The organism is Streptomyces sp. NPDC050703, assembly GCF_040654435.1.
In the GTDB taxonomy this organism is placed as follows: Bacteria; Actinomycetota; Actinomycetes; order Streptomycetales; family Streptomycetaceae; genus Streptomyces.
Genome location: NZ_JBFAHX010000007.1, coordinates 79,101 through 103,139, shown reverse-complemented (window position 1 = coordinate 103,139; position 24,039 = coordinate 79,101). Strand labels below are relative to the sequence as shown.

At 69.2% G+C, this 24,039-nt stretch carries 22 protein-coding genes; 11 read left to right on the top strand and 11 right to left on the bottom strand.

The window, feature by feature from the left end; all coding sequences use genetic code 11:
- Nucleotides 1-3 precede the first annotated feature (3 nt).
- Nucleotides 4-873 carry a GNAT family N-acetyltransferase gene (locus AB0I16_RS09275; protein WP_363248683.1) on the top strand — a complete coding sequence of 290 codons (870 nt, stop codon included), beginning with the start codon at nucleotides 4-6 and terminating at the stop codon, nucleotides 871-873.
- 94 nt (nucleotides 874-967) lie between these two features.
- Here the strand turns inward: AB0I16_RS09275 and AB0I16_RS09270 are convergent, their stop codons facing one another.
- Nucleotides 968-1,387 (bottom strand): heme-binding protein, encoded by a 420-nt coding sequence (locus tag AB0I16_RS09270; RefSeq protein WP_363248682.1) that lies wholly within the window; start codon nucleotides 1,385-1,387, stop codon nucleotides 968-970.
- A 45-nt stretch (nucleotides 1,388-1,432) separates the two neighbouring features.
- Nucleotides 1,433-2,647 carry an MFS transporter gene (locus AB0I16_RS09265; RefSeq protein ID WP_363248681.1) on the bottom strand — a complete coding sequence of 405 codons (1,215 nt, stop codon included), beginning with the start codon at nucleotides 2,645-2,647 and terminating at the stop codon, nucleotides 1,433-1,435.
- 141 nt (nucleotides 2,648-2,788) lie between these two features.
- On the opposite strand from AB0I16_RS09265, the gene AB0I16_RS09260 reads away from it, so the two are divergent.
- The gene (locus AB0I16_RS09260; protein ID WP_363248680.1) at nucleotides 2,789-3,247 is read left to right on the top strand and encodes a MarR family transcriptional regulator; all 459 of its coding nucleotides are present in this window, start codon (nucleotides 2,789-2,791) and stop codon (nucleotides 3,245-3,247) included.
- Between the two features lie 112 nt (nucleotides 3,248-3,359).
- Nucleotides 3,360-3,812: a GNAT family N-acetyltransferase gene (locus AB0I16_RS09255; RefSeq protein ID WP_363248679.1), complete on the top strand. Its 453-nt coding sequence runs from the start codon at nucleotides 3,360-3,362 to the stop codon at nucleotides 3,810-3,812.
- A gap of 194 nt (nucleotides 3,813-4,006) precedes the next feature.
- On the opposite strand, the gene AB0I16_RS09250 is transcribed toward AB0I16_RS09255, so the two are convergent.
- The gene (locus tag AB0I16_RS09250; RefSeq protein ID WP_363248678.1) at nucleotides 4,007-5,383 is read right to left on the bottom strand and encodes a serine hydrolase domain-containing protein; all 1,377 of its coding nucleotides are present in this window, start codon (nucleotides 5,381-5,383) and stop codon (nucleotides 4,007-4,009) included.
- 135 nt (nucleotides 5,384-5,518) lie between these two features.
- Complete coding sequence (dnaB, locus tag AB0I16_RS09245) at nucleotides 5,519-6,991, bottom strand: replicative DNA helicase (protein ID WP_363248677.1); 1,473 nt, start codon at nucleotides 6,989-6,991, stop codon at nucleotides 5,519-5,521.
- 458 nt (nucleotides 6,992-7,449) lie between these two features.
- On the opposite strand from dnaB, the gene AB0I16_RS09240 reads away from it, so the two are divergent.
- Complete coding sequence (locus AB0I16_RS09240) at nucleotides 7,450-8,787, top strand: MATE family efflux transporter (protein WP_363248676.1); 1,338 nt, start codon at nucleotides 7,450-7,452, stop codon at nucleotides 8,785-8,787.
- A 145-nt stretch (nucleotides 8,788-8,932) separates the two neighbouring features.
- Here the strand turns inward: AB0I16_RS09240 and rplI are convergent, their stop codons facing one another.
- From rplI to rpsF, 4 genes are all read right to left on the bottom strand, one after another.
- Nucleotides 8,933-9,379 (bottom strand): 50S ribosomal protein L9, encoded by a 447-nt coding sequence (rplI, locus tag AB0I16_RS09235; RefSeq protein ID WP_363248675.1) that lies wholly within the window; start codon nucleotides 9,377-9,379, stop codon nucleotides 8,933-8,935.
- 18 nt (nucleotides 9,380-9,397) lie between these two features.
- Nucleotides 9,398-9,634 carry a 30S ribosomal protein S18 gene (gene rpsR, locus AB0I16_RS09230; RefSeq protein WP_003949403.1) on the bottom strand — a complete coding sequence of 79 codons (237 nt, stop codon included), beginning with the start codon at nucleotides 9,632-9,634 and terminating at the stop codon, nucleotides 9,398-9,400.
- Nucleotides 9,635-9,706: 72 nt separating this feature from the next.
- The gene (locus AB0I16_RS09225; protein WP_150169892.1) at nucleotides 9,707-10,303 is read right to left on the bottom strand and encodes a single-stranded DNA-binding protein; all 597 of its coding nucleotides are present in this window, start codon (nucleotides 10,301-10,303) and stop codon (nucleotides 9,707-9,709) included.
- A 76-nt stretch (nucleotides 10,304-10,379) separates the two neighbouring features.
- Complete coding sequence (gene rpsF / locus AB0I16_RS09220; RefSeq protein ID WP_016644628.1) at nucleotides 10,380-10,670, bottom strand: 30S ribosomal protein S6; 291 nt, start codon at nucleotides 10,668-10,670, stop codon at nucleotides 10,380-10,382.
- Nucleotides 10,671-10,937: 267 nt separating this feature from the next.
- On the opposite strand from rpsF, the gene AB0I16_RS09215 reads away from it, so the two are divergent.
- The 3 genes from AB0I16_RS09215 (at nucleotide 10,938) to AB0I16_RS09205 (ending at nucleotide 13,620) form a co-directional block, all read left to right on the top strand.
- Nucleotides 10,938-11,255 (top strand): hypothetical protein, encoded by a 318-nt coding sequence (locus AB0I16_RS09215; protein WP_363248674.1) that lies wholly within the window; start codon nucleotides 10,938-10,940, stop codon nucleotides 11,253-11,255.
- 146 nt (nucleotides 11,256-11,401) lie between these two features.
- Nucleotides 11,402-12,523, top strand: coding sequence for a peptidoglycan bridge formation glycyltransferase FemA/FemB family protein (locus AB0I16_RS09210; protein ID WP_062771398.1), 1,122 nt, complete (start codon nucleotides 11,402-11,404; stop codon nucleotides 12,521-12,523).
- A gap of 65 nt (nucleotides 12,524-12,588) precedes the next feature.
- Entirely contained in the window at nucleotides 12,589-13,620 is a 1,032-nt protein-coding gene (locus tag AB0I16_RS09205; RefSeq protein WP_363248673.1) for an alanine racemase, read from the top strand.
- A gap of 84 nt (nucleotides 13,621-13,704) precedes the next feature.
- Here AB0I16_RS09205 and AB0I16_RS09200 read toward each other — a convergent pair whose 3' ends face one another.
- Complete coding sequence (locus AB0I16_RS09200; protein WP_363248672.1) at nucleotides 13,705-15,243, bottom strand: glycosyltransferase 87 family protein; 1,539 nt, start codon at nucleotides 15,241-15,243, stop codon at nucleotides 13,705-13,707.
- Nucleotides 15,244-15,354: 111 nt separating this feature from the next.
- On the bottom strand, nucleotides 15,355-18,096 hold the full coding sequence (locus tag AB0I16_RS09195) for a transglycosylase domain-containing protein (protein WP_363248671.1): 2,742 nt from the start codon (nucleotides 18,094-18,096) through the stop codon (nucleotides 15,355-15,357).
- 372 nt (nucleotides 18,097-18,468) lie between these two features.
- On the opposite strand from AB0I16_RS09195, the gene AB0I16_RS09190 reads away from it, so the two are divergent.
- From AB0I16_RS09190 to AB0I16_RS09175, 4 genes are all read left to right on the top strand, one after another.
- Nucleotides 18,469-19,155, top strand: a complete 687-nt coding sequence (locus tag AB0I16_RS09190) for a helix-turn-helix transcriptional regulator (protein WP_363248670.1) — start codon at nucleotides 18,469-18,471, stop codon at nucleotides 19,153-19,155.
- Nucleotides 19,156-19,214: 59 nt separating this feature from the next.
- Complete coding sequence (locus AB0I16_RS09185; protein WP_363248669.1) at nucleotides 19,215-20,297, top strand: inositol-3-phosphate synthase; 1,083 nt, start codon at nucleotides 19,215-19,217, stop codon at nucleotides 20,295-20,297.
- A gap of 89 nt (nucleotides 20,298-20,386) precedes the next feature.
- On the top strand, nucleotides 20,387-21,643 hold the full coding sequence (locus AB0I16_RS09180) for an MFS transporter (RefSeq protein ID WP_363248668.1): 1,257 nt from the start codon (nucleotides 20,387-20,389) through the stop codon (nucleotides 21,641-21,643).
- Nucleotides 21,644-21,756: 113 nt separating this feature from the next.
- Nucleotides 21,757-22,281, top strand: a complete 525-nt coding sequence (locus AB0I16_RS09175; protein ID WP_363248667.1) for a hypothetical protein — start codon at nucleotides 21,757-21,759, stop codon at nucleotides 22,279-22,281.
- A 168-nt stretch (nucleotides 22,282-22,449) separates the two neighbouring features.
- Here the strand turns inward: AB0I16_RS09175 and AB0I16_RS09170 are convergent, their stop codons facing one another.
- Nucleotides 22,450-23,916, bottom strand: coding sequence for a CCA tRNA nucleotidyltransferase (locus tag AB0I16_RS09170; RefSeq protein ID WP_363248666.1), 1,467 nt, complete (start codon nucleotides 23,914-23,916; stop codon nucleotides 22,450-22,452).
- Between the last annotated feature and the right edge of the window lie 123 nt (nucleotides 23,917-24,039).

Below are 24,039 nucleotides of genomic sequence, written 5' to 3'. Positions count from 1 at the left end.
CGCGTGTCGACACCTTCCCTCTCCGCTCTGCCCATTCGCCGGCTCACCCCCCGCGACGTCATGTCCTGCGCCGACCTCTCCGAGGACCGGGGCTGGCCTCGTGAAGAACACAAATGGGGCTTCCTGTTGTCGGCCGGAACGGGTTACGGCATCGACGACCCCGACGGCGACGGACTCATCGGTGCCTACGTCGTGACCCGGTACGGCCCGCTGGAGCGGCCCGGCCTCGCGGCGATCGGCATGGTCCTCGTCGCCGAGCGGTACGCCCGCCGGGGTGTCGGACGCCGCCTGATGCGGCACGCCGTGGAGGCGGAGACCACCACTCCGCTGACCCTCCACGCGACTCCGAACGGGCAGCCCCTCTATGAGCAGCTCGGCTTCAAGGTGATCGGGCGTGCCGAGATGGTCCGCGGCCGTCTCACGCCCGCGGGCCCGCTCCCCGCCGTAGCCACTCGTCCGGCCACCGCGGAGGACCTGGCCGCCATCCTGCGACTCGACACCGAGATCTTCGGCCATGACCGCACGCACGTGATCACCCGGCTGCCGGCCTTCACCGACCAGTTGCGGGTCGCGGAGTCCGACGGCGAGATCATCGGGTACGCGGGCGCCTGGCCGAACATGGAGACCCATGTCGTCGGTCCGCTCATCGCCCGTGACACGGAGACCGCGAAGGCGCTGATCGCCTCGCTCGGCGCCCACAGCGACCGCCCGTTGCGCACCGACATCGACGTCCGGCACGAAGAGCTTCTTGCGTGGGTGAAGGAGAGCGGCCTCGAATCCATCGCCTTCAACGCGGTGATGGCCCACGGTGCCCCGGAACTGCCCGGTGACTGGACGCGCCGCTTCGCGCCGCTGACGGTGGCGGCCGGCTGACACGGGCCGCGCGACACGGAAAGGCCCGCCCTAGAACGCCGATGGGTCATCGGTGTTCGGGGGCGGGCCTTCCCGCTGCGCGGGGTTCGCTGAGTTACGCGAGTGCTGCCACGGCCTTCGTCGCGAAGCCGTGGTCCTGCTCGGGCGCGCCGCCACCGACGCCGATCGCGCCGATCAGACGGCCGTCGCGGTGGACCGGTACGCCGCCCGCGATGAAGAGCAGCGGCCTGTCCAGGGCGGTGGGCAGGGTGTGGAAGAGGCCACCGGGCTGGACCGCGTCGACCAGGTCGGCCGTCGGGGAGTTCAGCTGGAGGGCGGTGTACGCCTTGCGGGTGCTGGTCTCGCCGGAGATCAGCACGGCCCGGTCGTCACGCCGGAAGGCGAGGAGGTGCCCGCCCGCGTCGAGGACGGTGACGCTGACGGTGACGCCTGCCGTTTCGGCGGCACGGCGGGCCGCGTCGACGAGTGCCTCCGCGTCTTCGATGGTGAGCGGGGCGACGGCGGTGGTGCTCATGGGGTTTCTCCTTCAGGGGTGGTGCTTGAGGGGGGGTGGGGATGGTCAGTGGTGGGCGGGCGTCGGCTGTTCGGCGGGAGCCGTGCCGGTCACGACCAGGCTGCGGACGGCGACGGTGGAGCGGCGCTCCAGCGCGGCCGAGAGGATGGCGAGGACCAGGGCGGAGCCGGCGAGTGCGGCCCCGACCCAGTTGGGGGCGGTGTAGCCGAGGCCCGCGGCGATGACGATGCCGCCCAGCCAGGCCGAGAGGGCGTTGCCGAGGTTGAAGGCGCCGATGTTGACCGCCGAGGCGAGAGTGGGGGCGCCGGACGCCTGGTCGAGGACGCGCTTCTGGAGCGGCGGCACGGTCGCGAATCCCAGGGCGCCGATCAGCGCGATCGTCACGGCGGCGGCGATCTTGTTGTGCGCGGTGACCGTGAAGAGGGCCAGGACGACGGCCAGGGCGCCCAGCGAGATGAAGAGCAGGGGCATCAGCGCACGGTCGGCGAACTTCCCGCCGATCAGGTTGCCCGCGACCATGCCGAGGCCGAAGAGGACGAGCAGCCAGGTCACGGAGGAGTCCGCGTAGCCGGTGACGTCCGTCATCATCGGGGCCAGGTAGGTGACGGCCGCGAAGACACCGCCGAAGCCGAGGACGGTCATCGCCATGGCCAGGAGCACCTGTACGTTGCGGAAGGCCGCCAGTTCGTGGCGGAGCCGTACGCCCTCGGGCTTGGGCAGGTCCGGGACGAGCTTGGCGATGCCCACGAGTCCGATGACGCCGAGCGCGGCGACGATCGCGAAGGTCATGCGCCATCCGAGCGTCTGCCCGACGAGGGTGCCGAGCGGCACTCCGACGACGTTGGCGACGGTCAGCCCGGTGAACATCATGGCGATGGCGCCGGCCTTCTTCTCCGGGGCGACCAGCTCGGCCGCGACGACGGAGCCGATGCCGAAGAAGGCACCGTGGGCGAGGGAGGCCACGACGCGGCCCGCCAGCATCACGCCGAAGACGGGTGCGACGGCGGAGAGCACGTTGCCGACGACGAACAGGCCCATGAGCAGCATCAGCATCCGCTTGCGCGAGATCTTGGTGCCGAGCACGGTCATCAGCGGGGCGCCGAGGACCACGCCCAGGGCGTAACCGGTCACGAGGTAGCCGGCGGTCGGGATGGAGACGCCGAAGTCGCCCGCGACCTCGGGCAGGAGCCCCATGATCACGAACTCCGTGGTCCCGATTCCAAAGGCCCCGATCGCGAGGGCCAGTAGCGCGAGAGGCATGGCTCTACCTTCCAGAAGATTGCAGATGCGCTTAACGTGCGTCCACAATAATTGCAGACGCGGGCTAAACGCAAGCGCCGTATGTTGCGTCCGTGGACTACCCTGGTTCGTAGCCGCTCCGGGACGGAGGAACGAAGAGCCATGACAGCGACCGACCCCGCACTCACCGCCCTCGCTCAGGGCTGGTGCGCGCTCTCCCTGCTCCACGGGCAGATCGAGAGCCACATCGAGCGCGCCCTCCAGGCCGAGCACGGACTGAGCGTGCGCGAGTACTCCCTGCTCGACGTCCTCAGCCGCCAGCACGACGGTGAGGGCGGGCACCTGCAGATGAAGCAGGTCGCGGATGCCGTGGTGCTCAGCCAGAGCGCCACCACCCGCCTGGTGACGCGCCTGGAGGACCGTGGGCTCCTGGCCCGCTATCTGTGCCCGACCGACCGGCGCGGCATCTACACGGACGTCAGCGAGGCGGGCGCCGCGCTGCTCGCCGAGGCGCGCCCCACCAACGACGCGGCTCTGCGCGAGGCGCTCGACGAGGCTGCACAGAATCCGGAGCTCGCCCCGCTGGTCAGGGCCGTGGAGACCCTGCGCGTACCGGTCTAGGGGGACGGTCGGCCGCTCTCACGGGATACGGCTGGCTGCTCTCACGGGGTGCTTCCCCCCACGCCCGGTTGTCTCCCCGCCCGGTGATCACGCTTCGGCATAGGCTGCGCCCATGGGAGATCTTGAGATACGCCCGGCCGTCGTCGACGACCTGCCGGCCATCGTGGCCATGCTCGCCGACGACCCCCTGGGCGCGGCACGGGAAACGCCCGGCAACCTCACCCCGTACGTCACCGCGTTCGAGCGTCTGGACGTCGACCCGAACCAGCATCTGGTCGTCGCCGTGCGCGACGGGCGGGTGGTGGGCACACTCCAGCTCACGATCGTGCCGGGTCTCTCCCGCACGGGGGCGACGCGGTCGATCATCGAGGGCGTACGTGTCCATGCCGATGAGCGGGGCAGCGGGCTCGGGACCCGTTTCATCGAGTGGGCCGTCGACGAATCCCGGCGGCAGGGCTGCCAGTTGGTTCAGCTGACCTCTGACGCCACTCGCACCGACGCGCACCGTTTCTACGAGCGGCTCGGGTTCACCGCGTCGCACCTGGGATTCAAGCTGCAGCTCTGAACCGGCTGCCCTGGGGGCCGGCTGCCTTTGGGGGCTGGCTGTCTCACGAGGAGTGTCCCGTTCAGGCGAGGAGCCGGTCCTGGTGAGGAGCCGTTTCGGGTGAGGTGCCGCTCCTGGGAGGAGCCGTTTCACGTGAAACGCTCCACTGGCCGGCTGTCCGGGGCCAACCGCGGCGTACCGGTTGGCCCACTCGATCAGAAGCCGCGCCACCCCTGCGGGTCCACGCCGCCAGGGATCGGAGCCCCCGCGTCGTACGGCTCACGGGTGAACACGAACGACCCGAGGTCGAGATGGCTCACCGAGCCGTCCGCCCTGCGCACCGCCATCAACCGCTCCCCCGCGTAGTAGCCGTTGAGCCCCGTCCAGGTGCCGTCACCGTTGGCCCGGAACCGCGCCTGGCGTCCCGTTCCGGACAGCGGGCCGAGTTCCACTCCACCGTCGGCCGTGAGGCGGAGCGCGAGCACCTGTGTGCCCCAGTACCAGGGCCCGGCCAGCTCAAGAACCTTCTCGTCCACCTCGGGCAGGGGCCGCCACGGCTCCGGGATACGCGGCTCGGCCTCGGCGACGATCTTCACCAGATCGGCGGCAAGCGTGGCCACCAGCGGCCCGGAGGTGCAGTTGGCGAGCGCGACCGCGGCCACTCCGTCCCGCTCGCTCACCCAGAGCCCCGCCAGGAAGCCCGGCAGCGAGCCCGTATGACCCGCCAGGTCGATCCCGTCGTACGTCAGCAGGTCGAGGCCCAGGCCATACGCCCGCTCCCGGCTCTCCGGCTGCGGCGGCGCCGACGGGGTGCGCATCTCGCGCACGGACCCGGCGCCCAGGACCCGGTCGTCGCCCTTCACCAGGAAGTCGGCGAAGCGCAGCAGGTCGGCCGTCGTGGACCACAGCTGCCCGGCCGGGGCCATCAGCCCGAGGTCCTCGACCGGCTCCGGCATCATCACGTCGGCCCACGGGTGCACGGCCCAGCCCCCGGCGTGCGGCGCCTCGGCCTCCACGCTCGTACGGTCCAGGCCCAGCGGCACCAGGACCTCACGCCGCAGCACCTCGACCCAAGGCGCGCCACGCACCTCCTCCACCAGGGAACCCAGCAACGTATAACCGGGGTTGGAGTAGTGGTGGAGCCGGCCGACGGGGTGCTTGAAGGGCTCCTCGCCCAGGACATCGGAGAGCTTCGGCCGCGTCGAGCCCGGCGTGCGCTCCCACCACGCACCCGGGGTCTCCGCCGCCAGCCCCGCGGTGTGCGCGAGGAGTTCGGCGATCGTGGCCTCCCCCGCACCCGTGCCGGGCATGTACTTCTCCAGGGGGTCCCCCAGGCTCAGCAGGCCCTCGTCCCGCAGCCGCATCACCAGTACGGCCGTGAAGGTCTTGGTGATCGAGCCGACGCGGTACTGGACGTTCTCGTCCGGCGCGTGCCCGTCCACCATGCTGCGGCCGCCGCTCCACACCAGGTCCCCGTCCCGGGCCACCGAGGCGACGAGCGAGGGGGCCCGACCCCGCGACTGTTCGGTGGCGACGCGGTGCAGCAGGGCCCGGCGGGTGGTGGGGAGGAGTTCTTCAGAGGGCTTCGTCATGGGACCAGTCCACCCGGAAGCCGCTTCCACGTCGAGCGAATTCGGGCGGCGCCCCCGGCTCTGGGACCTCTCCTACGAACCGGCCCGGCTCAGGTTGTGCCGAGCCGGGTCCCGGTGGACGGAGCGGACAGCGGATCAGGTCTGCGCCATGTCCACGAAGCGGGAGTAGTGGCCCTGGAAGGCGACCGTGATCGTCGCCGTCGGACCGTTACGGTGCTTGCCGACGATGATGTCGGCCTCACCGGCGCGCGGTGACTCCTTCTCGTACGCGTCCTCGCGGTGCAGCAGGATCACCATGTCCGCGTCCTGCTCGATCGAGCCGGATTCACGCAGGTCGGAGACCATGGGCTTCTTGTCCGTACGCTGCTCGGGGCCACGGTTCAGCTGCGAGAGCGCGATCACCGGCAGTTCGAGCTCCTTCGCGAGGAGCTTGAGGTTTCGCGACATGTCCGAGACTTCCTGCTGGCGGCTCTCGGCCCGCTTGGAGCCGCCGGACTGCATCAGCTGGAGGTAGTCGATGACGACCAGCTTCAGGTCGTTGCGCTGCTTGAGCCGGCGGCACTTCGCGCGGATCTCCATCATCGACAGGTTCGGGGAGTCGTCGATGTAGAGCGGGGCGGCCGAGACGTCCGGCATACGGCGGGCCAGCCGGGTCCAGTCCTCGTCCGTCATCGTTCCGGACCGCATGTGGTGCAGTGCGACCCGGGCCTCGGCGGACAGCAGACGCATGGCGATCTCGTTGCGCCCCATCTCCAGCGAGAAGATCACGCTCGGCATGTTGTGCTTGATCGAGCAGGCCCGGGCGAAGTCCAGCGCCAGCGTCGACTTACCCATGGCGGGACGCGCGGCGATGATGATCATCTGGCCGGGGTGCAGGCCGTTGGTGAGCTGGTCCAGGTCGGTGAAGCCGGTCGGCACACCGGTCATCTCCCCGGACCGCGAACCGATCGCCTCGATCTCGTCGAGGGCGCCCTCCATGATGTCGCCGAGCGGCAGGTAGTCCTCGGTGGTGCGCTGCTCGGTGACCGCGTAGATCTCGGCCTGGGCGCTGTTGACGATCTCGTCGACGTCGCCGTCGGCCGCGTATCCCATCTGTGTGATGCGCGTGCCGGCCTCCACGAGGCGGCGCAGCACGGCGCGCTCGTGGACGATCTCCGCGTAGTACTCCGCGTTCGCCGCCGTCGGGACCGTCTGCACCAGCGTGTGCAGATACGATGCGCCGCCGACCTTGGTGATCTCACCCCGCTTGGTGAGTTCGGCCGCGACCGTGATGGGGTCGGCCGGCTCGCCCTTCGCGTACAGATCGAGGATCGAGGCGTAGATCGTCTCGTGCGCAGGGCGGTAGAAGTCGTGGCCCTTGAGGACCTCGACGACGTCGGCGATGGCGTCCTTGGAGAGCAGCATGCCGCCGAGCACGGACTGCTCGGCGTCGAGGTCCTGCGGGGGGACGCGCTCGAAGGACGAGCCGCCGTCCCAGCCGCTCTCACGGCCGCGGTCATGCTGCTCGTCGCGGCTTCGGCCCCCGTCGCGGCGCTGGCGGGAGACAGGCAGACGGTCACTGGGACCGCTGTCGGCCCAGGGATCGTCCAAAGGCTCGGAGATACTCACCGGGCCACCTCCTCCCGTCCGCCGAGCGGACCTCGCCGTGCCCCTCTTTCTAAGGCACGACACTGACAAATAACGGGCCCGACTCCGGTTCTGACGCGTCGGTTTTGCGGGGATTCCGAGGTCGTCTGACGAGGCGGGCGCCGGACCACGGTAGGCCCGCGGGCACCGTCAGCCAATCTGGTTATCCACAGGCGCTGTGGATGACGGCCCCGTTGCTGTGGAGAACTCGTCGAAACCTGTGCACGGCTCGGTGGACAGCCCTGTGAACAAGCACTCAGCCATCTCGGCAGAACCCGTCTCACCTGCGACTTTGCCGTCCACCGGCTGTGCAGAAGAAAAACTTCCCCAGTCGGGCCAAGTTCGTCGCGAACGGCGTGCCACGGCGCGTTCACCGCGGGTCAAAGTAAGGGGCTCTAATCCTTTGCATCTCTTACCTGTGGAAGATTACATTGGTGCCCATGACACAGGCTTCCGCCGCGCCCAAGGCCGACCGACGCAGGCATGACCGAGAGATCATCGCGCTCGCCGTACCCGCCTTCGGCGCGCTGGTCGCCGAACCTCTCTTCGTACTCGCCGACAGTGCCATCGTCGGCCATCTCGGCACCGCTCAACTGGCCGGACTCGGCGTCGCCTCGGCCCTCCTCACGACCGCGGTGAGCATTTTCGTCTTCCTCGCCTACGCCACCACTGCCGCCGTTGCCCGGCGCGTGGGTGCCGGAGACCTCCAGTCCGCCATCCGCCAGGGCATGGACGGCATCTGGCTCGCACTGCTGCTCGGCGCGGCGGTCATCGCCGTCGTGCTGCCCACCGCCCCCGCGCTCGTCGACCTCTTCGGCGCCTCGGAGACCGCGGCCCCGTACGCCGTCACGTATCTGCGGATCTCCTCACTCGGCATTCCCGCCATGCTCGTCGTACTCGCCGCCACCGGCGTGCTGCGCGGCCTGCAGGACACCAGGACCCCGTTGTACGTCGCGATCGGAGGCTTCGTCGCCAACGGCGCCCTGAACCTCGGTCTGGTCTACGGAGCGGATCTCGGCATCGCGGGTTCCGCGTGGGGCACCGTCATCGCCCAGTGCGCCATGGCCGCCGTCTACCTCTTCGTCGTCGTACGCGGTGCCAGGCGCCATGGTGCCTCACTGCGTCCCGACGCCGCCGGAATCCGTGCGTGCGCACAGGCCGGCGCGCCGCTCCTGGTCCGCACCCTCTCGCTCCGGGCCATCCTGATGATCGCGACCGCCGTGGCCGCCCGGCTCGGAGACGCCGACGTGGCCGCCCACCAGATCATCCTGTCCCTGTGGAGCCTGATGGCCTTCGCGCTGGACGCCATCGCCATCGCCGGGCAGGCGATCATCGGGCGCTACCTCGGTGCCGACGACCCGGCCGGTGCGCGCGCCGTCTGCCGTCGCATGGTGCAGTGGGGCGTCGCCGCCGGGGTCGTCCTCGGCCTGCTGATCGTGCTGGCACGACCGTTGTTCATCCCGCTCTTCACCGGCGATGCCGCTGTCCAGGACGCGGCACTGCCCGCACTGGTGGTGGTGGCTCTCGCGCAGCCGATCTGCGGCATCGTCTTCGTGCTCGACGGCGTCCTGATGGGCGCGGGCGACGGACCGTATCTCGCGTGGGCCATGCTGATCACCCTCGCGGTCTTCACACCCGTGGCGCTGCTGGTGCCGACCCTCGGCGGCGGACTCACCGCGGTGTGGGCGGCGATGACCCTGATGATGACGGTGCGCATGCTGACCCTGTGGTCACGCTCCCGCTCCGGGCGCTGGCTCGTCACGGGGGCCACCCGGTAGGTGCCCCTGGGGACCGGCCCGTCGGCCGTTTCACGTGAAACCACCACGGGCGAGCCATAGCTGACCAGTGCCGACGGCGGCGCACGAGGAAGGGGCCGCACCCAACGGGTGCGGCCCCTCCACTCAGTTCAGCCAAGCGCAGTGCTTAGGCGGAAACGACCTCGATGTTGACCTTCGCGGCAACCTCGGGGTGCAGACGCACGGACGTCGCGTGGGCGCCCAGGGTCTTGATCGGCGAGCCCAGCTCGACACGACGCTTGTCGATCTTCGGGCCACCGGCAGCCTCGATCGCCGAAGCGACGTCGGCCGGGGTGACGGAACCGAAGAGACGACCGGCGTCGCCGGAGCGGACGGCCAGACGGACCTTGACGCCCTCAAGCTGGGCCTTGACCTCGTTGGCCTGCTCGATGGTCGCGATCTCGTGGATCTTGCGAGCACGACGGATCTGCTCGACGTCCTTCTCGCCACCCTTGGTCCAGCGGATCGCGAAGTTCCGCGGGATCAGGTAGTTGCGGGCGTAGCCGTCCTTGACGTCTACGACCTCGCCGGCGGCGCCGAGGCCGGAGACCTCGTGGGTGAGGATGATCTTCATTAGTCGGTCACCCTTCCCTTATCGCGCGGTGGACGTGTAGGGCAGCAGCGCCATCTCACGGCTGTTCTTCACGGCCGTGGCGACGTCACGCTGGTGCTGCGTGCAGTTGCCGGTCACGCGGCGGGCACGGATCTTGCCGCGGTCGGAAATGAACTTCCGCAGCATGTTCGTGTCCTTGTAGTCCACGTACGTGACCTTGTCCTTGCAGAAAGCGCAGACCTTCTTCTTCGGCTTGCGCACAGGCGGCTTCGCCATGGTGTATCTCCTGTGTGATCAAGAAGTGGGGGTACGGCCCACCCTCGGCCCGTGGCCCGAAGGCCCCGAGGCTTAGAAGGGGGGCTCGTCCGAGTAGCCGCCACCGGAGCCGCCGGAGCTTCCGCCCCAGCCGCCACCGCCGCCGCCCTGCTGCTGGCCGCCGCCGGCCGGCGCACCGGTCGCCCAGGGGTCGTCGGCGGGAGCACCGCCGCCACCCTGCTGCTGACCGCCGCCGGAGCCGCCGCCCCAGCCGCCGCCCTGCTGGCCGCCGCCACCGCCGCCGTAACCACCCTGGCCGCCTCGGCCGGTGGTCTTGGTGACCTTGGCCGTGGCGTTCTTCAGGCTGGCGCCGACTTCCTCGACGTCCAGCTCGTAGACCGTGCGCTTGATGCCCTCACGGTCCTCGTAGGACCGCTGCTTCAGCCGGCCCTGCACGATGACGCGCATGCCTCGCTGGAGCGACTCCGCGACGTTCTCCGCCGCCTGACGCCAGACCGAGCAGGTGAGGAAGAGGCTCTCGCCGTCCTTCCACTCGTTCGTCTGACGGTCGAAGGTGCGGGGGGTGGACGCGACACGGAACTTCGCGACCGCCGCACCGGAGGGGGTGAAGCGCAGCTCGGGGTCGTCGACAAGATTGCCGACGACCGTGATGACGGTCTCGCCTGCCATGGGGAACCTCTCGGCGGGATTGCTGCTGGCTGCTTGTTGCTGCTACTCGATTCCCGGGTGCTGCTGAGCTGGAAGCTCAGTGCATCTCGGGACGGAGGACCTTGGTCCGGAGGACCGACTCGTTCAGGTTCATCTGTCGGTCGAGCTCCTTGACGACCGCGGGCTCGGCCTGCAGGTCGATGACCGAGTAGATGCCCTCGGGCTTCTTCTTGATCTCGTAGGACAGACGACGACGGCCCCAGGTGTCGACCTTCTCGACCTTTCCGTTGCCCTCACGGACGACGGAGAGGAAGTTCTCGATCAGCGGGGAGACAGCGCGCTCCTCGAGATCGGGGTCGAGGATGACCATCACTTCGTAGTGACGCATGTGGAACCCACCTCCTTTGGACTCAGCGGCCACGGTCGTTCCGTGGCAGGAGGGTCGTGATGCGTACGCAACGGTATCGGCCGCCACTGACAATCGGCTCCCGCGAGCGGGGGCACATGCCGTGGCCAAGGCAGACACCGGTGCAGACGGTACAGACTACCCGCACCGAGGCTTCCGGTTGAAATCCGATGCCGAAGGGGGAGAATCTGTACACATCGGGTGTCTATGGCGCTACGATGCGCCGTCTTTCCGCAGGAGGTGCCTGACATGGCACAGGCAATGCGACCCCACGCCGCGACGTCCCTGTTCTCCACGGACGGCAAGCCCCATCCGCTGCAGGACACGCTCCTCGCCGTGACCCTGGTGCTCGGAGTGATCGCCTTCGTGACGGCGATGTTCCACCACCTGCATCTGCTGAGTTCGTGGACGGGCCTGGCCGGCATCGCCACGGGCCTGTACGGCCAGTACATCTCCGTGACGACCCGCGAGCGCTTCGGCCTGATCCTGGGCCTCGGCGCGGCGGCGATCGGCTTCTTCCTCGGCATGGCGCACGGCGGACTCTTCGGTGGGGTCCTCGGCGTCTGACGGCCTCGCGGCACCCCCGGCCCGGGCGGGCCGGGGGTCGAGGTCGTGTGCGGCCAGACGGGGCGCTCGCGGGGCGCAGTAGGCTTCGGCGCGAGAGCCGGAGCCCCTGAACCCATGGGGACACACCAGCCCGAGGAGCGCCCCGAATGAGTCTGACCCTGAGGACCATCAGTCGTGAGCAGCATCTGGCGTATATCCAGACACTGCCGTCGGCGAGTCACTGCCAGGTCCCGGCATGGGCTGACGTGAAGAGCGAATGGCGCTCGGAGAACCTGGGCTGGTTCGACGACAGGACCGGCCACCTGGTCGGCGTGGGCCTGGTGCTCTACCGGCAGCTGCCCAAGCTGAAGCGTTACCTCGCGTACCTCCCCGAGGGCCCGGTCATCAACTGGTACGCCCCGAACCTGGACGAGTGGCTCCAGCCGATGCTGGCGCACCTCAAGCAGCAGGGTGCCTTCTCCGTGAAGATGGGGCCGCCCGTCGTGATCCGCCGCTGGGACGCTCCGGCGATCAAGGCCGGCATCCAGAACCCGGACGTGAAGCGGCTGCGGGACACCGAGGCGACGTACATCGAGCCGCGTGCCTTCGAGGTCTCCGACCGGCTGCGCCGCATGGGCTGGCAGCAGGGCGAGGACGGCGGCGCCGGCTTCGGTGACGTGCAGCCCCGCTTCGTCTTCCAGGTACCGCTGGCCAACCGCTCCCTGGACGAGGTCCAGAAGGGCTTCAACCAGCTCTGGCGGCGGAACATCAAGAAGGCCGAAAAGGCCGGGGTCGAGGTCGTCCAGGGCGGCTACCAGGACCTCGCCGAGTGGCAGCGCCTCTACGAGATCACGGCCGTGCGCGACAAGTTCCGCCCGCGTCCCCTCGGCTACTTCCAGCAGATGTGGCAGGCCCTCAACTCCGAGGACCCCAACCGCATGCGGCTGTACTTCGCGCGCCACAACGGCGTGAATCTTTCGGCCGCCACGATGCTCGTCGTCGGCGGGCACGTCTGGTACTCCTACGGTGCGTCCGACAACATCGGGCGTGAGGTCAGGCCCTCGAACGCGATGCAGTGGCGGATGCTGCGCGACGCGTACGCCATGGGTGCGACGGTCTACGACCTGCGCGGCATCTCCGACTCCCTGGACGAGACGGACCACCTGTTCGGCCTGATCCAGTTCAAGGTGGGCACCGGCGGTGAGGCCGCCGAGTACATCGGCGAGTGGGACTTCCCGCTCAACAAGCTGCTGCACAAGGCCCTCGACATCTACATGTCGCGCCGCTGATCCCGCACAATTCCTTCCACACCTCTGACATACCGCAGACACGAGAAAGGTTCCGGGAACCAGCCATGGCGCTCACGCTCTATGTCGACACCGCGCGCTGGCGGGCACACCACAAGCACGTGCTGGAGCGGTTTCCGGGCATCGTCCCGGTCTGCAAGGGCAACGGCTACGGCTTCGGGCACGAGCGCCTCGCCGAGGAAGCCACGCGCTTCGGCTCCGACATCCTCGCCGTGGGCACCACCTACGAAGCGGCCCGGATCAAGGACTGGTTCAGCGGGGACCTGCTGGTCCTGACGCCGTTCCGGCGGGGCGAGGAGCCCGTGCCGCTGCCCGACCGCGTCGTCCGCTCCGTCTCCTCCCTCGACGGCGTGCACGGCCTCGTGGGTGCCCGTGTGGTCATCGAGGTCATGTCCTCGATGAAGCGTCACGGCGTCAGCGAGCAGGACCTGCCGCAGTTGCACGCCGCCATCGAGGACGTACGGCTCGAAGGCTTCGCGATCCACCTGCCGCTCGACCGCACCGACGGCTCGGACGCCGTCGAGGAGGTCATCGGCTGGATGGACCGGCTGCGCGCGGCGCGTCTTCCGCTGCACACGATGTTCGTCAGCCACCTCAAGGCCGATGAGCTGGTCCGCCTCCAGCAGCAGTTCCCGCAGACCCGCTTCCGGGCGCGCATCGGCACCAACCTCTGGCTGGGTGACCACGAGGCCACCGAGTACCGCGGCGCCGTCCTCGACGTCACCGCCGTCGCGAAGGGGGACCGCTTCGGCTACCGCCAGCAGAAGGTGGCCTCCGACGGCTGGCTGGTCGTCGTCGCGGGCGGCACCTCGCACGGCGTCGGCCTGGAGGCCCCGAAGGCGCTGCACGGCATGATGCCGCGCGCCAAGGGCGTGGCCCGGGCCGGCCTCGCGACCGTCAACCGCAACCTGTCGCCGTTCGTCTGGGCGGGGAAGCAGCGCTGGTTCGCGGAGCCGCCGCACATGCAGGTGTCGATCCTCTTCGTGCCCGCCGACGCGCCGGAGCCGAAGGTCGGCGAGGAGCTGGTGGCGCACCTGCGGCACACCACGACACAGTTCGACCGGATGGTCGATCGCTGAGGGCCCCGGGACTCCGAGGGCCGGTACGACGAAGGGGCCGGACACGACGTTGATCGTGTCCGGCCCCTTCGTCCGTGAGCCGCATCAGCGGGACGGCTCGACGGCCGACCCCCACTTCACGACCGGTCCCGCGGTGGAGTGCGCCACGGTCCGCACCGGGTGCGTCGCGGCCCCGAGCACGAAGACGTCATCGGCGGAGTCCAGGACACCGCCCGAGGGGTCGTCGTCCCCGCCGCGCCGGACCGGGTCCCGCTCCGGCATCCAGATGTCACGTACGACCACGGCGCAGAGGTACAGCGTCCCCAGCAGATGGACCGCGATCACCGCCTGGTAGCCCTCGGTGGGGAGTCCCTTGTGGGCGTCTCCGCTCGTCGTGTACGCCAGGTACATCCAGATCCCGAGGAAGTACGCGACCTCGCACGCCTGCCAGATCAGGAAGTCGCGCCAGCGGGGCCTCGCGAGCGCGGCGAGGGGGATGAGCCACAGGACGTACTGCGGTGAGTAGACCTTGTTGGTCAGGACGAAGGCGGCCACCAGCAGGAAGGCGAGCTGCGCGAAGCGCGGCCGGCGCGGCGCGGTCAGGCCGAGCGCGGCGACACCCAGGCAGGCGAGGAGCATCAGCGCCATGGCGAGGGCGTTGACCGTGCCGGTGCTCAGCGGCGAGTCCATGCGCTGGGCCAGGATCAGCCAGAAGGAGCCGAAGTCGACGGGGCGCTCCTTGCTGAAGGAGTAGAACCTCGACCAGCCGTCGTTCGCGAACACCATCACCGGCAGGTTGACCACCAGCCAGATCCCCGCCGTACCGAACAGCGCGGTCCCGAACTCCCGCCATCGCCCCGCACGCCAGCAGAGGATCAGCAGGGGCCCGAGCAGCAGGAAGGGATACAGCTTGGCGGCCGTCGCGAGGCCGAGCAGCACGCCGAAGGCCAGGGCGCGCGAGCGGGACCACATCAGCATCGCCGCGGACGTGAAGGCGACGGCGAGCAGGTCCCAGTTGATGGTGGCCGTCAGTGCCAGCGCCGGGGCGAGGGCGACGAGGAGGCCGTCCCAGGGGCGGCGCCGGTGCGTACGCGCCACACAGACGGCGACGACCGCCACGCAGGCCATCAGTATCCCGCAGTTGACCATCCAGTAGATCTTCTCCTGGTGCTGCATGGAGCCGCTGCCCGGTGTCACCCAGGAGGCCACTTCCATGAACGCGCCGGTCAGCACCGGGTATTCGAGGTACTCCATGTCGCCGGGCAGCTTGTCGAAGTACGGCACGAGGCCATCGGCGAAGCCGCGCCCCTGGTAGAGGTGCGGAATGTCGGAGTAGCACGCGTGCGTGTACTGGGAGCTGGTCCCGAAGAACCACGCGCCGTTGTAGCACGGCATCTTCTGGACCATCCCGAGCGCGAACATGCCGATCGCGACCAGGGCGACGATGCGCACGGGCGACCACCAGGTCGCCGCGTAGAGCACTCTCCGGCCGAGAGGGCCGCCGATCAGCTCACTGCCGGCCCGGGCGACCTCGTCCTCCCTCGTGGGCCGTACCGGCTCCGGCTCATGCGGCCGCACGGGTTCGTACGCACTCGCGCTCGGTGTCTCTGCGCCGCGGCCGGCGCTGGGGTCTGCACTGGGCATGCCCGCCATCCTGCCGCAAGCGGCTGGGAACGCGGAGAGGACCGCCGCACCGGTCGGTGCGACGGTCCTCGTTTCACGTGAAACATCGACGGGACGGGCTCGGCCCCGTGGTCAGCCGAAGATCCCTCCGTGGTCCTCCTGGCCCGGTGGCTCCTCCGTGGCCGATGGCGACTCGCCTCCGGGACCACCGCCCGGACCACCGCCCGGACCGCCGTCCTCGCCACCACCGTCCGCACCACCGTTGTGGTTGCAGTCCCAGTCGAACTGGTCGCAGGTCTCGGTCGGGTCGGGTGACTTCGTGGGCGGCTTCGTCGTCTCGGTCTCCGTGGGCGTCGGTGTCGAAGGCTCCTCCGTCTCCTTCTGGGTCACCGTCGGGGAGGGCGGCGGAGGCGGCGTCTCACCGACGATGTCACCGATCGGTTCCGGCACGGGGAACGGCTTCGGAGGCACGTTCTTGAGCGCCTCCGCCATGTAGTTCTGCCAGATCTGCGCGGGGAACGAGGCGCCGTGGATCTTCGCCTCACCACCCGTGCCGAACATCTCCAGGAACTCGCGCTTCTTGTTGGACTCGTCGTCGTCGAGCCGGTACATGCTGACCGCCGTCGAAAGCTGGGGCGTGTACCCGACGAACCAGGCGGACTTGTTGCCGTCGGTCGTACCGGTCTTGCCGGCCACCTGCCGGTTGGGCAGCTTGGCCGAGGTGCCGGTGCCCTTCTCCACCACGGTCCTCAGGACGTCCGTGACGTTGTCGGCCACCTCCGGGGAGAATGCCTGCTTGGTCGCCTTCGGGTGCTTGTAGACCTCGTTGCCCCCGTGCTCGACCTTGCTGACCGAGTACGGCTCGTTCTGCTTGCCGCTGGCCGCGAACGTGGAGTACGCCCCGGCCATGCGGATCGCGCTCGGAGACGAGGTGCCGAGCGAGAAGGACGGGTAGTTGGCGCTGGCCATGGAGGTGTCATCCTTGAGACCGGCCTCCATGGCCGTCTGCTTGACCTTGTCCAGGCCGACGTCCATGCCGAGCTGGACGTACGCCGAGTTGACCGACTCCTTCATCGCCTCCCGCAGGTCGATCTGGAAAGTCGGCCGGTTGTACGACTGGTCACCGTCGTTCTTCTGGTTCCACTGCTTGCCGTCGCGGTCGGTCCAGACGGTCCCGTCGTAGTTCTGGATCTTCAGCTCGTTCTTGCCGCTGTACAAGCTCTTCGGGTTGACGACTGTGCGCTGGGCATCGCCCTGCTCCGCCGGTCCCTCGGGGTCGCGCACACCGTGCTTGAAGGCCGCGGCCAGCACGAACGGCTTGTACGTCGAACCGACCTGCGCACCGGTCTGGTCGGCGTTGTTGGTGAAGTGCTTCGTCGCGTCCTCACCGCCGTAGATGGCCTTGATCGCGCCGTCCGCCGGGTCCACGGAGGCACCGCCGAACTGGACGTGCGTGTCCTTCTCCGGACGCAGCTTCGGCTTGATCTTCGCCTTGCGGACCTTGTTCACCGACTTCTCGAGCGCCTTGACCTTCGCCCTGTTGAAGGTCGTGTGGATCTCGTAGCCGCCCTGCTGGAGCTGCTCGGCGGTGATGTCGGAGTTCCGGATGACGTACGCCTTGGCGAGGTCCACGAGGTAACCGGTCTGGCCGGCCAGGTCGACGTTGGACCGCGGGTTCTGCAGCTTGGGGAACGTCCGGTACTTGTTCCGCTGCTCCGCCGTCAGCCGGCCGTCCTTGACCTCCTCGTCGAGGATCCACTTCCACCGCTTCTTGGCACGAGCGGTGTTGTCCTCCCGGCTGGCCGCGGGGTCGATCTCCGGGGCGCCCGCGGGGTCGTAGTACGTGGCTCCCTTGAGCACCGTCGCGAGCAGCGCGCACTCGCTCGGGTCCAGCTCCTTGGCCTCCTTGTCGAAGTACGCCCTGGCCGCCGCCTGGATGCCGTACGCCCCGCGCCCGTAGTACGCGGTGTTGAGGTAGCCGGCCATGATGTCTTCCTTGGATTCGGTCCGGCCGACCTTTATGGAGATGAAGAGCTCTTTGAACTTACGGCTGAACGTCTGCGACTGGTCGCCCAGGCGCGCGTTCTTCACGTACTGCTGGGTGATCGTGGAGCCACCCTGGGTCTGCCCGCCCTTGGCCATGTTGACCACGGCACGCGCGATACCCATGGGGTCGACGCCCTTGTCGTCCTCGAACGTCTTGTTCTCCGCCGACATGACGGCGTAGCGCATCTCCGCCGGGATGTCGTCGTAGTCGATGATCTGCCGGTTGCGCTCACCGCCCGTCGCGACCATCTGCTTGCCGTCGTCCCAGAAGTAGACGTTGTTCTGGGCCTTGGCCGCCTTGTCGACCTCCGGCACCTCCACCAGGGCGTACGAGATGCCGGCGACCGCCATCAGGCTGCCGAGGAAGCCGATGAACAGGCCGGACACCAGGCGCCACGACGGCACCCAACGCCGTGCGCCCTGCCGGCCCGCGCGTGGATAGTCGATGAACCGCTTCTTGCCAGACGGCTGCGGACCACGGCCCCTGCCGCGCCCGGCACCTCCGGCACCCCCGGCCCCACCGCCACCGCGGCGGCCCCCACCACCGGCTCGCCCGCCACCGGCGCCGTCAGTGACCCGGCGGCGGCCACCCGTGGCGCCGACGGAACCGCTGCGCTGGGCGGCGCGCCGGGCCTCGGCCCGGCCGCCGTAGTTGCGGCCCCCGCCGTCTGCGGGCCCGGACCCGTGCGGCTCAGGGGAGGAAGAAGACGATCCGGTGGCATCTCGCGGTGCCGCGCGGCGGCCCGACGGCGCCCCTGGGGCGCCACGCCTGGCCGCGGCGCGTCCGCCGCCCTGCGGCTGCGGCGGTTTGCGACGGTGCTCGCTCATCGAACGATTACTCCTCGGGCAGGCGCAGCTGTCCGCGCCTGGAAACGGCGGCTGGTTTCCGGTCCCCCCGACGTACGGATGAGCCGGTTCCGGCGCTCACCCGCACTACACCAGGGACGACGACGCTCCCTGGCGTCACACGGTTCCCGGTGGCATACATGGCGCACAGACTACGCACCGTCAAAACCCGCTAGAGCCGAAGTTCACCCCAAATCAGGCAAGTTCCTTCCTACGAATCGGTGATGTGACGCCGTTCACCATGCCCCCTCTTGTCTCAACCCGGTCACCGTTCTATCGTCTCGATGTATCGAGTCGATACATCAGCTCGGCATAAAGGCCGTACTGAAGGACCGCGGCAGACGGGAGGCGACGATGAGCAGGCGCTCCGGCATCCTGGAATTCGCCGTGCTCGGACTGCTCCGCGAGTCCCCCATGCACGGCTATGAGCTGCGGAAACGCCTCAATACATCACTGGGCGTGTTCCGCGCCTTCAGCTACGGGACGCTCTACCCCTGCCTCAAGACGCTGGTCGCCAACGGCTGGTTGATCGAGGAGACGGGCAGCACCTCCGAGGAGGCTGTCGCCGCTCCGCTCGCGGGGCGGCGCGCCAAGATCGTCTATCGGCTGACGGCGGAAGGTAAGGAGCACTTCGAGGACCTGCTCTCGCAGACCGGCCCCGACGCGTACGAGGACGAGCACTTCGCCGCCCGCTTCGCCTTCTTCGGCCAGACCTCGCGGGACGTACGCATGCGGGTGCTCGAGGGCCGCCGCAGCCGCCTCGAAGAACGCCTGGAGAAGATGCGCGCCTCCCTGGCCCGTACCCGGGAGCGCCTGGACGACTACACGCTTGAGCTGCAGCGGCACGGCATGGAGTCCGTGGAGCGCGAAGTGCGCTGGCTGAACGAGCTCATCGAGAGCGAGCGCGCGGGGCGTGACCAGCAACGGTCCGCCTCCCCGGGTTCCGCTCAGCAGGACAGCACATCCGGGGAGTCGGCGGGCCTGCCCCGGCGGCGGGAGAACGACCCGCCGCCGGATCCGTCCGATGACCCCACCAAGTGAGACCCAGCATTCCGCCGGGTCTCATCCGGAATACCGAGATCACACAGGGAGCAACCGGAATGGGTTCGGTTCGCGTAGCCATCGTCGGCGTGGGCAACTGCGCCGCCTCGCTGGTCCAGGGCGTCGAGTACTACAAGGACGCCGACCCGGACGCCAAGGTCCCGGGCCTGATGCACGTCCAGTTCGGCGAGTACCACGTCGGTGACGTGGAGTTCGTCGCCGCCTTCGACGTCGACGCGAAGAAGGTCGGCCTCGACCTCTCGGACGCCATCGGTGCCAGCGAGAACAACACCATCAAGATCTGCGACGTGCCGAGCAAGGGCGTCACCGTCCAGCGCGGCCACACCCTCGACGGCCTGGGCAAGTACTACCGCCAGACCATCGAGGAGTCCGACGAGGCCCCGGTCGACGTCGTCCAGGTCCTCAAGGACCGCGAGGTCGACGTCCTCGTCTGCTACCTGCCCGTGGGCTCCGAGGACGCCGCGAAGTTCTACGCGCAGTGCGCCATCGACGCCAAGGTCGCGTTCGTCAACGCGCTGCCGGTCTTCATCGCCGGTACCAAGGAGTGGGCGGACAAGTTCACCGAGGCCGGTGTCCCGATCGTCGGCGACGACATCAAGTCCCAGGTCGGCGCCACCATCACGCACCGTGTGATGGCGAAGCTCTTCGAGGACCGCGGTGTCCGCCTCGAGCGCACCATGCAGCTGAACGTCGGCGGCAACATGGACTTCAAGAACATGTTGGAGCGCGACCGCCTCGAGTCGAAGAAGATCTCGAAGACGCAGGCCGTCACCTCGCAGATCCCCGACCGCGAGCTGGGCGAGAAGAACGTCCACATCGGCCCGTCCGACTACGTCGCGTGGCTCGACGACCGCAAGTGGGCCTACGTCCGCCTGGAGGGCCGTGCCTTCGGTGACGTCCCGCTGAACCTGGAGTACAAGCTCGAGGTCTGGGACTCCCCGAACTCCGCGGGTGTCATCATCGACGCCCTGCGCGCCGCGAAGATCGCCAAGGACCGCGGTGTCGGCGGCCCGATCCTCTCCGCGTCCTCGTACTTCATGAAGTCCCCGCCGGTCCAGTACTTCGACGACGAGGCCTACGACAACGTCGAGAAGTTCATCAAGGGCGAGGTCGAGCGCTAAAGCGCCCTTCCCTGCCGCACGTCGAGGGTCCCCGGGCATCGCGCTCGGGGGCCCTCCTCGCATGTACGTCCCATACGAGGGTGAGGCCCATGGCTGTCGTCGGTGACCTGCGTGTCCTTCTGCGCCTGCGGGACTTCCGACGGCTGCTCGCCGTGCGGCTGGTCTCCCAGAGCGCGGACGGGGTCTACCAGGTCGCGCTGGCCACCTATGTCGTCTTCTCCCCGGAGAAGCAGGCCTCACCAGGGGCGATCGCCTCGGCCATGGCCGTGCTCCTCCTGCCGTACTCGCTGGTCGGGCCCTTCGCCGGCGTCCTGCTCGACCGCTGGCGGCGCCGCCAGGTCTTCCTGTACGGCAACCTCCTGCGGGCCGTCCTCGCCGCGCTGACCGCCGTCCTCATGCTCAGCGGCGTACCCGACTGGCTCTTCTACGCCTCCGCGCTCTGCGTCACGGCCGTCAACCGCTTCGTCCTGGCCGGTCTCTCCGCCGCCCTTCCCCGTGTGGTCGACGCGGATCGCCTGGTCATCGCCAACTCGCTCTCGCCGACCGCGGGGACGCTCGCCGCGACCGCGGGCGGCGGCCTCGCCTTCCTCGTACGTCTGCTGGCGTCGGACTCCGACGCGGCGGTGGTCCTCCTCGGAGCCGCCCTCTACCTCTGCGCCGCCCTCGCCTCGCTGCGCATGGCCCGTGACCTGCTCGGTCCCGATCCGGGCCTGGTCACACCACGGCTCGCGGACGCGCTCGCCGGCACGGCACGCGGTCTGGCCTCGGGCGTACGGCACCTGCGGCGACGCCCGGCCGCCCTGCGCGCGCTCACCGCCATGACGGTGATGCGGTTCTGCTACGGCGCCCTGACGGTCATGGTCCTGATGCTGTGCCGGTACGCCTGGTCGTCGTCGGAGTCCGAGGGACTCGCGCTGCTCGGACTCGCCCTCGGCGTCTCCGGAGCGGGCTTCTTCGTGGCAGCCGTGGTCACGCCGGCCGCGGCGGGACGCTTCGGAGCCGGCGGCTGGATCGTCGTCTGCGCGGGCTCGGCAGCCGTCCTGGAACCGGCGCTCGCCCTCTCCTTCGCCCCCGTCCCCCTCCTGATCGCCGCCTTCGCCCTCGGTCTGACGACGCAGGGAGCGAAGATCGCGACGGACACGGTGGTGCAGTCCGCGGTGGACGACGGCTTCCGCGGCCGCGTCTTCTCCCTCTACGACGTCCTCTTCAACGTCGCCTTCGTGGGCGCTGCGGCGGTGGCGGCGCTGGTCCTGCCGCCGGACGGGCGCTCAATCCCCCTGGTCCTGGGGGTGGCGCTGCTCTACGCGGCGGTTGCTGCGTCTATGGCCCGGTTTGACTCCCAGTAAGTGTCACATCAGTGCCACAGAGCCTCTCTCGGCTTCAGAGTGACGACCACACCTCGGTAACTTACGGGCGTCGCATTCGCGCCATCGCGCTTTCGTTCGAGGGGGACCCCCACGTGACCACTCCGCCGCCCCAGGGCCAGGCTCCTTACCCGCCCCAGGGCCAGAATCCCTATGGCCAGCCGCAGGGGCAGAACCCCTACGGTCAGCCGCAGGGCGGGGCCCCCTACCCTCCGCAGCAGGGCCAGCCCGGCATGCCGCAGCAGCCATATCCGGCCTTCAACCAGGGCGGCCCCGTGCCCCCGCCCCAGCCGCAGCGCCGGCCCCTCAAGTTCTATCTGCGGATCGCGGGCGCGGTGGTCGTCGTCATCCTGATGGTGATCGGCTACTTCGCCAGCCAGGACGACGCGGACACCGCCAAGGTCGGCGACTGCCTGAAGTCGGCCTCGTCCTCCTCGCAGCGCATGGAGGTCGTGGACTGCTCGTCCTCCGAGGCGGAGTCCAAGGTCATCAAGAAGATCGACGGCCACTTCACCCAGTTCACCGCGGAGACCGAGTGCCGCAAGGTGGAAGGCGCCACCGGCTTCTACGCGGAGACCGGCAAGGGCGACGAGTTCCTGCTCTGCACGAAGGGCGCCTGACAACGTCTGACCCGATGTGGGCCGCGGCCTGAACGCCGTGCGGCAGCACGCCGGGAGGTAGCACGCCGAGGTAGCACGCCGAGGGGCACTGTTTCACGTGAAACAGTGCCCCTCGGCGCATATGGGCCCGGTTGTCGTGTTTCACGTGAAACACACCGCCGGAGCTGTTCAGCTCTGCGCGGCCCACCACTCCTTGAGCGCCGCCACGGCCGCTTCCCGCTCCATCGGACCGTTCTCCAGCCGCAGCTCCAGCAGGAACTTGTAGGCCTGGCCGATCACCGGCCCGGGACGCACGTCCAGGATCTCCATGATCTCGTTGCCGTCGAGGTCGGGACGGATGGAGTCCAGCTCTTCCTGCTCCTGGAGGCGGGCGATGCGCTCCTCCAGGCCGTCGTACGCACGCGACAGCGCGTTCGCCTTGCGCTTGTTGCGCGTCGTGCAGTCCGAGCGGGTCAGCTTGTGCAGACGCTCCAGGAGCGGCCCCGCGTCGCGCACGTAGCGGCGGACGGCCGAGTCCGTCCACTCGCCCGTGCCATAGCCGTGGAAGCGCAGGTGCAGCTCGACCAGGCGCGAGACGTCCTTGACGAGCTCATTGGAGTACTTGAGTGCCGTCATGCGCTTCTTGACCATCTTGGCGCCCACCACCTCGTGGTGGTGGAAGGAGACCCTGCCGTCGCCCTCGAAGCGCCGCGTCTTCGGCTTGCCGATGTCGTGCAGCAACGCGGCGAGCCGCAGCGTCAGATCGGGGCCGTCCGTCTCCAGCGCGATCGCCTGCTCCAGGACGATCAGCGAGTGGTCATAGACGTCCTTGTGGCGGTGGTGCTCGTCCCGTTCCAGCCGGAGCGCGGGAAGCTCGGGCAGGACCCGCTCCGCGAGACCGGTGTCGACGAGCAGGGCGAGGCCCTGGCGCGGGTGCCGGGAGAGGATCAGCTTGTTCAGCTCGTCCCGCACACGCTCCGCGGAGACGATCTCGATGCGCTCGGCCATGGCCTTCATCGCGGAGACGACCTCGGGCGCCACCTCGAAGTCGAGCTGCGCGGCGAAGCGTGCGGCCCGCATCATCCGCAGCGGGTCGTCCGAGAAGGACTCCTCAGGGGTCCCAGGGGTGCGCAGGACACGCTCCGCGAGGTCGTCGAGCCCGCCGTGCGGGTCGATGAACTCCTTCTCGGGCAGCGCCACGGCCATCGCGTTGACGGTGAAGTCGCGGCGGACGAGGTCCTCCTCGATGGAGTCGCCGTAGGACACCTCGGGCTTGCGCGAGGTCCTGTCGTACGCCTCCGACCGGTAGGTCGTGACCTCGATCTGGAAGCTCTGGTCGGCGTCCCCGACACGGGCGTCCTTCTGGCAGCCGACCGTGCCGAAGGCGATCCCGACCTCCCACACGGCGTCGGCCCAGGGCCGCACGATCTTCAGCACGTCCTCGGGGCGGGCGTCCGTCGTGAAGTCCAGGTCATTGCCGAGCCGCCCCAGGAGGGCGTCCCTGACCGAGCCGCCGACCAGGGCGAGAGAGAACCCGGCCTCCTGGAATCGGCGGGCGAGCTCGTCCGCGACAGGGGACACCCGCAGCAGTTCGCTGACCGCGCGGCGCTGCACCTGGCTCAGTGCGCTGGGATTGTCTTCATTGGCGTTCGGCACAACAGAAAAGGGTACGTGCACCGAGCCACCGGAGCCGACCCGATTCCCGCCGGGCGCGCGCGGCGCGCTCCGGCGGACGCGACGCCTCTTCCGATCATGTGAAGCAGTCCGCGGCACTTCGCC

Excerpts from the sequence above, each read along its gene's own strand:
- AB0I16_RS09270 (WP_363248682.1), bottom strand. The coding sequence starts at position 1,387 with ATGAGCACCACCGCCGTCGCCCCGCTCACCATCGAAGACGCGGAGGCA.
- AB0I16_RS09265 (WP_363248681.1), bottom strand. The coding sequence starts at position 2,647 with ATGCCTCTCGCGCTACTGGCCCTCGCGATCGGGGCCTTTGGAATCGGG.
- AB0I16_RS09260 (WP_363248680.1), top strand. The coding sequence starts at position 2,789 with ATGACAGCGACCGACCCCGCACTCACCGCCCTCGCTCAGGGCTGGTGC.
- AB0I16_RS09255 (WP_363248679.1), top strand. The coding sequence starts at position 3,360 with ATGGGAGATCTTGAGATACGCCCGGCCGTCGTCGACGACCTGCCGGCC.
- AB0I16_RS09250 (WP_363248678.1), bottom strand. The coding sequence starts at position 5,383 with ATGACGAAGCCCTCTGAAGAACTCCTCCCCACCACCCGCCGGGCCCTG.
- AB0I16_RS09240 (WP_363248676.1), top strand. The coding sequence starts at position 7,450 with ATGACACAGGCTTCCGCCGCGCCCAAGGCCGACCGACGCAGGCATGAC.
- rplI (WP_363248675.1), bottom strand. The coding sequence starts at position 9,379 with ATGAAGATCATCCTCACCCACGAGGTCTCCGGCCTCGGCGCCGCCGGC.
- rpsR (WP_003949403.1), bottom strand. The coding sequence starts at position 9,634 with ATGGCGAAGCCGCCTGTGCGCAAGCCGAAGAAGAAGGTCTGCGCTTTC.
- AB0I16_RS09225 (WP_150169892.1), bottom strand. The coding sequence starts at position 10,303 with ATGGCAGGCGAGACCGTCATCACGGTCGTCGGCAATCTTGTCGACGAC.
- rpsF (WP_016644628.1), bottom strand. The coding sequence starts at position 10,670 with ATGCGTCACTACGAAGTGATGGTCATCCTCGACCCCGATCTCGAGGAG.
- AB0I16_RS09215 (WP_363248674.1), top strand. The coding sequence starts at position 10,938 with ATGGCACAGGCAATGCGACCCCACGCCGCGACGTCCCTGTTCTCCACG.
- AB0I16_RS09210 (WP_062771398.1), top strand. The coding sequence starts at position 11,402 with ATGAGTCTGACCCTGAGGACCATCAGTCGTGAGCAGCATCTGGCGTAT.
- AB0I16_RS09205 (WP_363248673.1), top strand. The coding sequence starts at position 12,589 with ATGGCGCTCACGCTCTATGTCGACACCGCGCGCTGGCGGGCACACCAC.
- AB0I16_RS09200 (WP_363248672.1), bottom strand. The coding sequence starts at position 15,243 with ATGCCCAGTGCAGACCCCAGCGCCGGCCGCGGCGCAGAGACACCGAGC.
- AB0I16_RS09195 (WP_363248671.1), bottom strand. The coding sequence starts at position 18,096 with ATGAGCGAGCACCGTCGCAAACCGCCGCAGCCGCAGGGCGGCGGACGC.
- AB0I16_RS09190 (WP_363248670.1), top strand. The coding sequence starts at position 18,469 with ATGAGCAGGCGCTCCGGCATCCTGGAATTCGCCGTGCTCGGACTGCTC.
- AB0I16_RS09185 (WP_363248669.1), top strand. The coding sequence starts at position 19,215 with ATGGGTTCGGTTCGCGTAGCCATCGTCGGCGTGGGCAACTGCGCCGCC.
- AB0I16_RS09180 (WP_363248668.1), top strand. The coding sequence starts at position 20,387 with ATGGCTGTCGTCGGTGACCTGCGTGTCCTTCTGCGCCTGCGGGACTTC.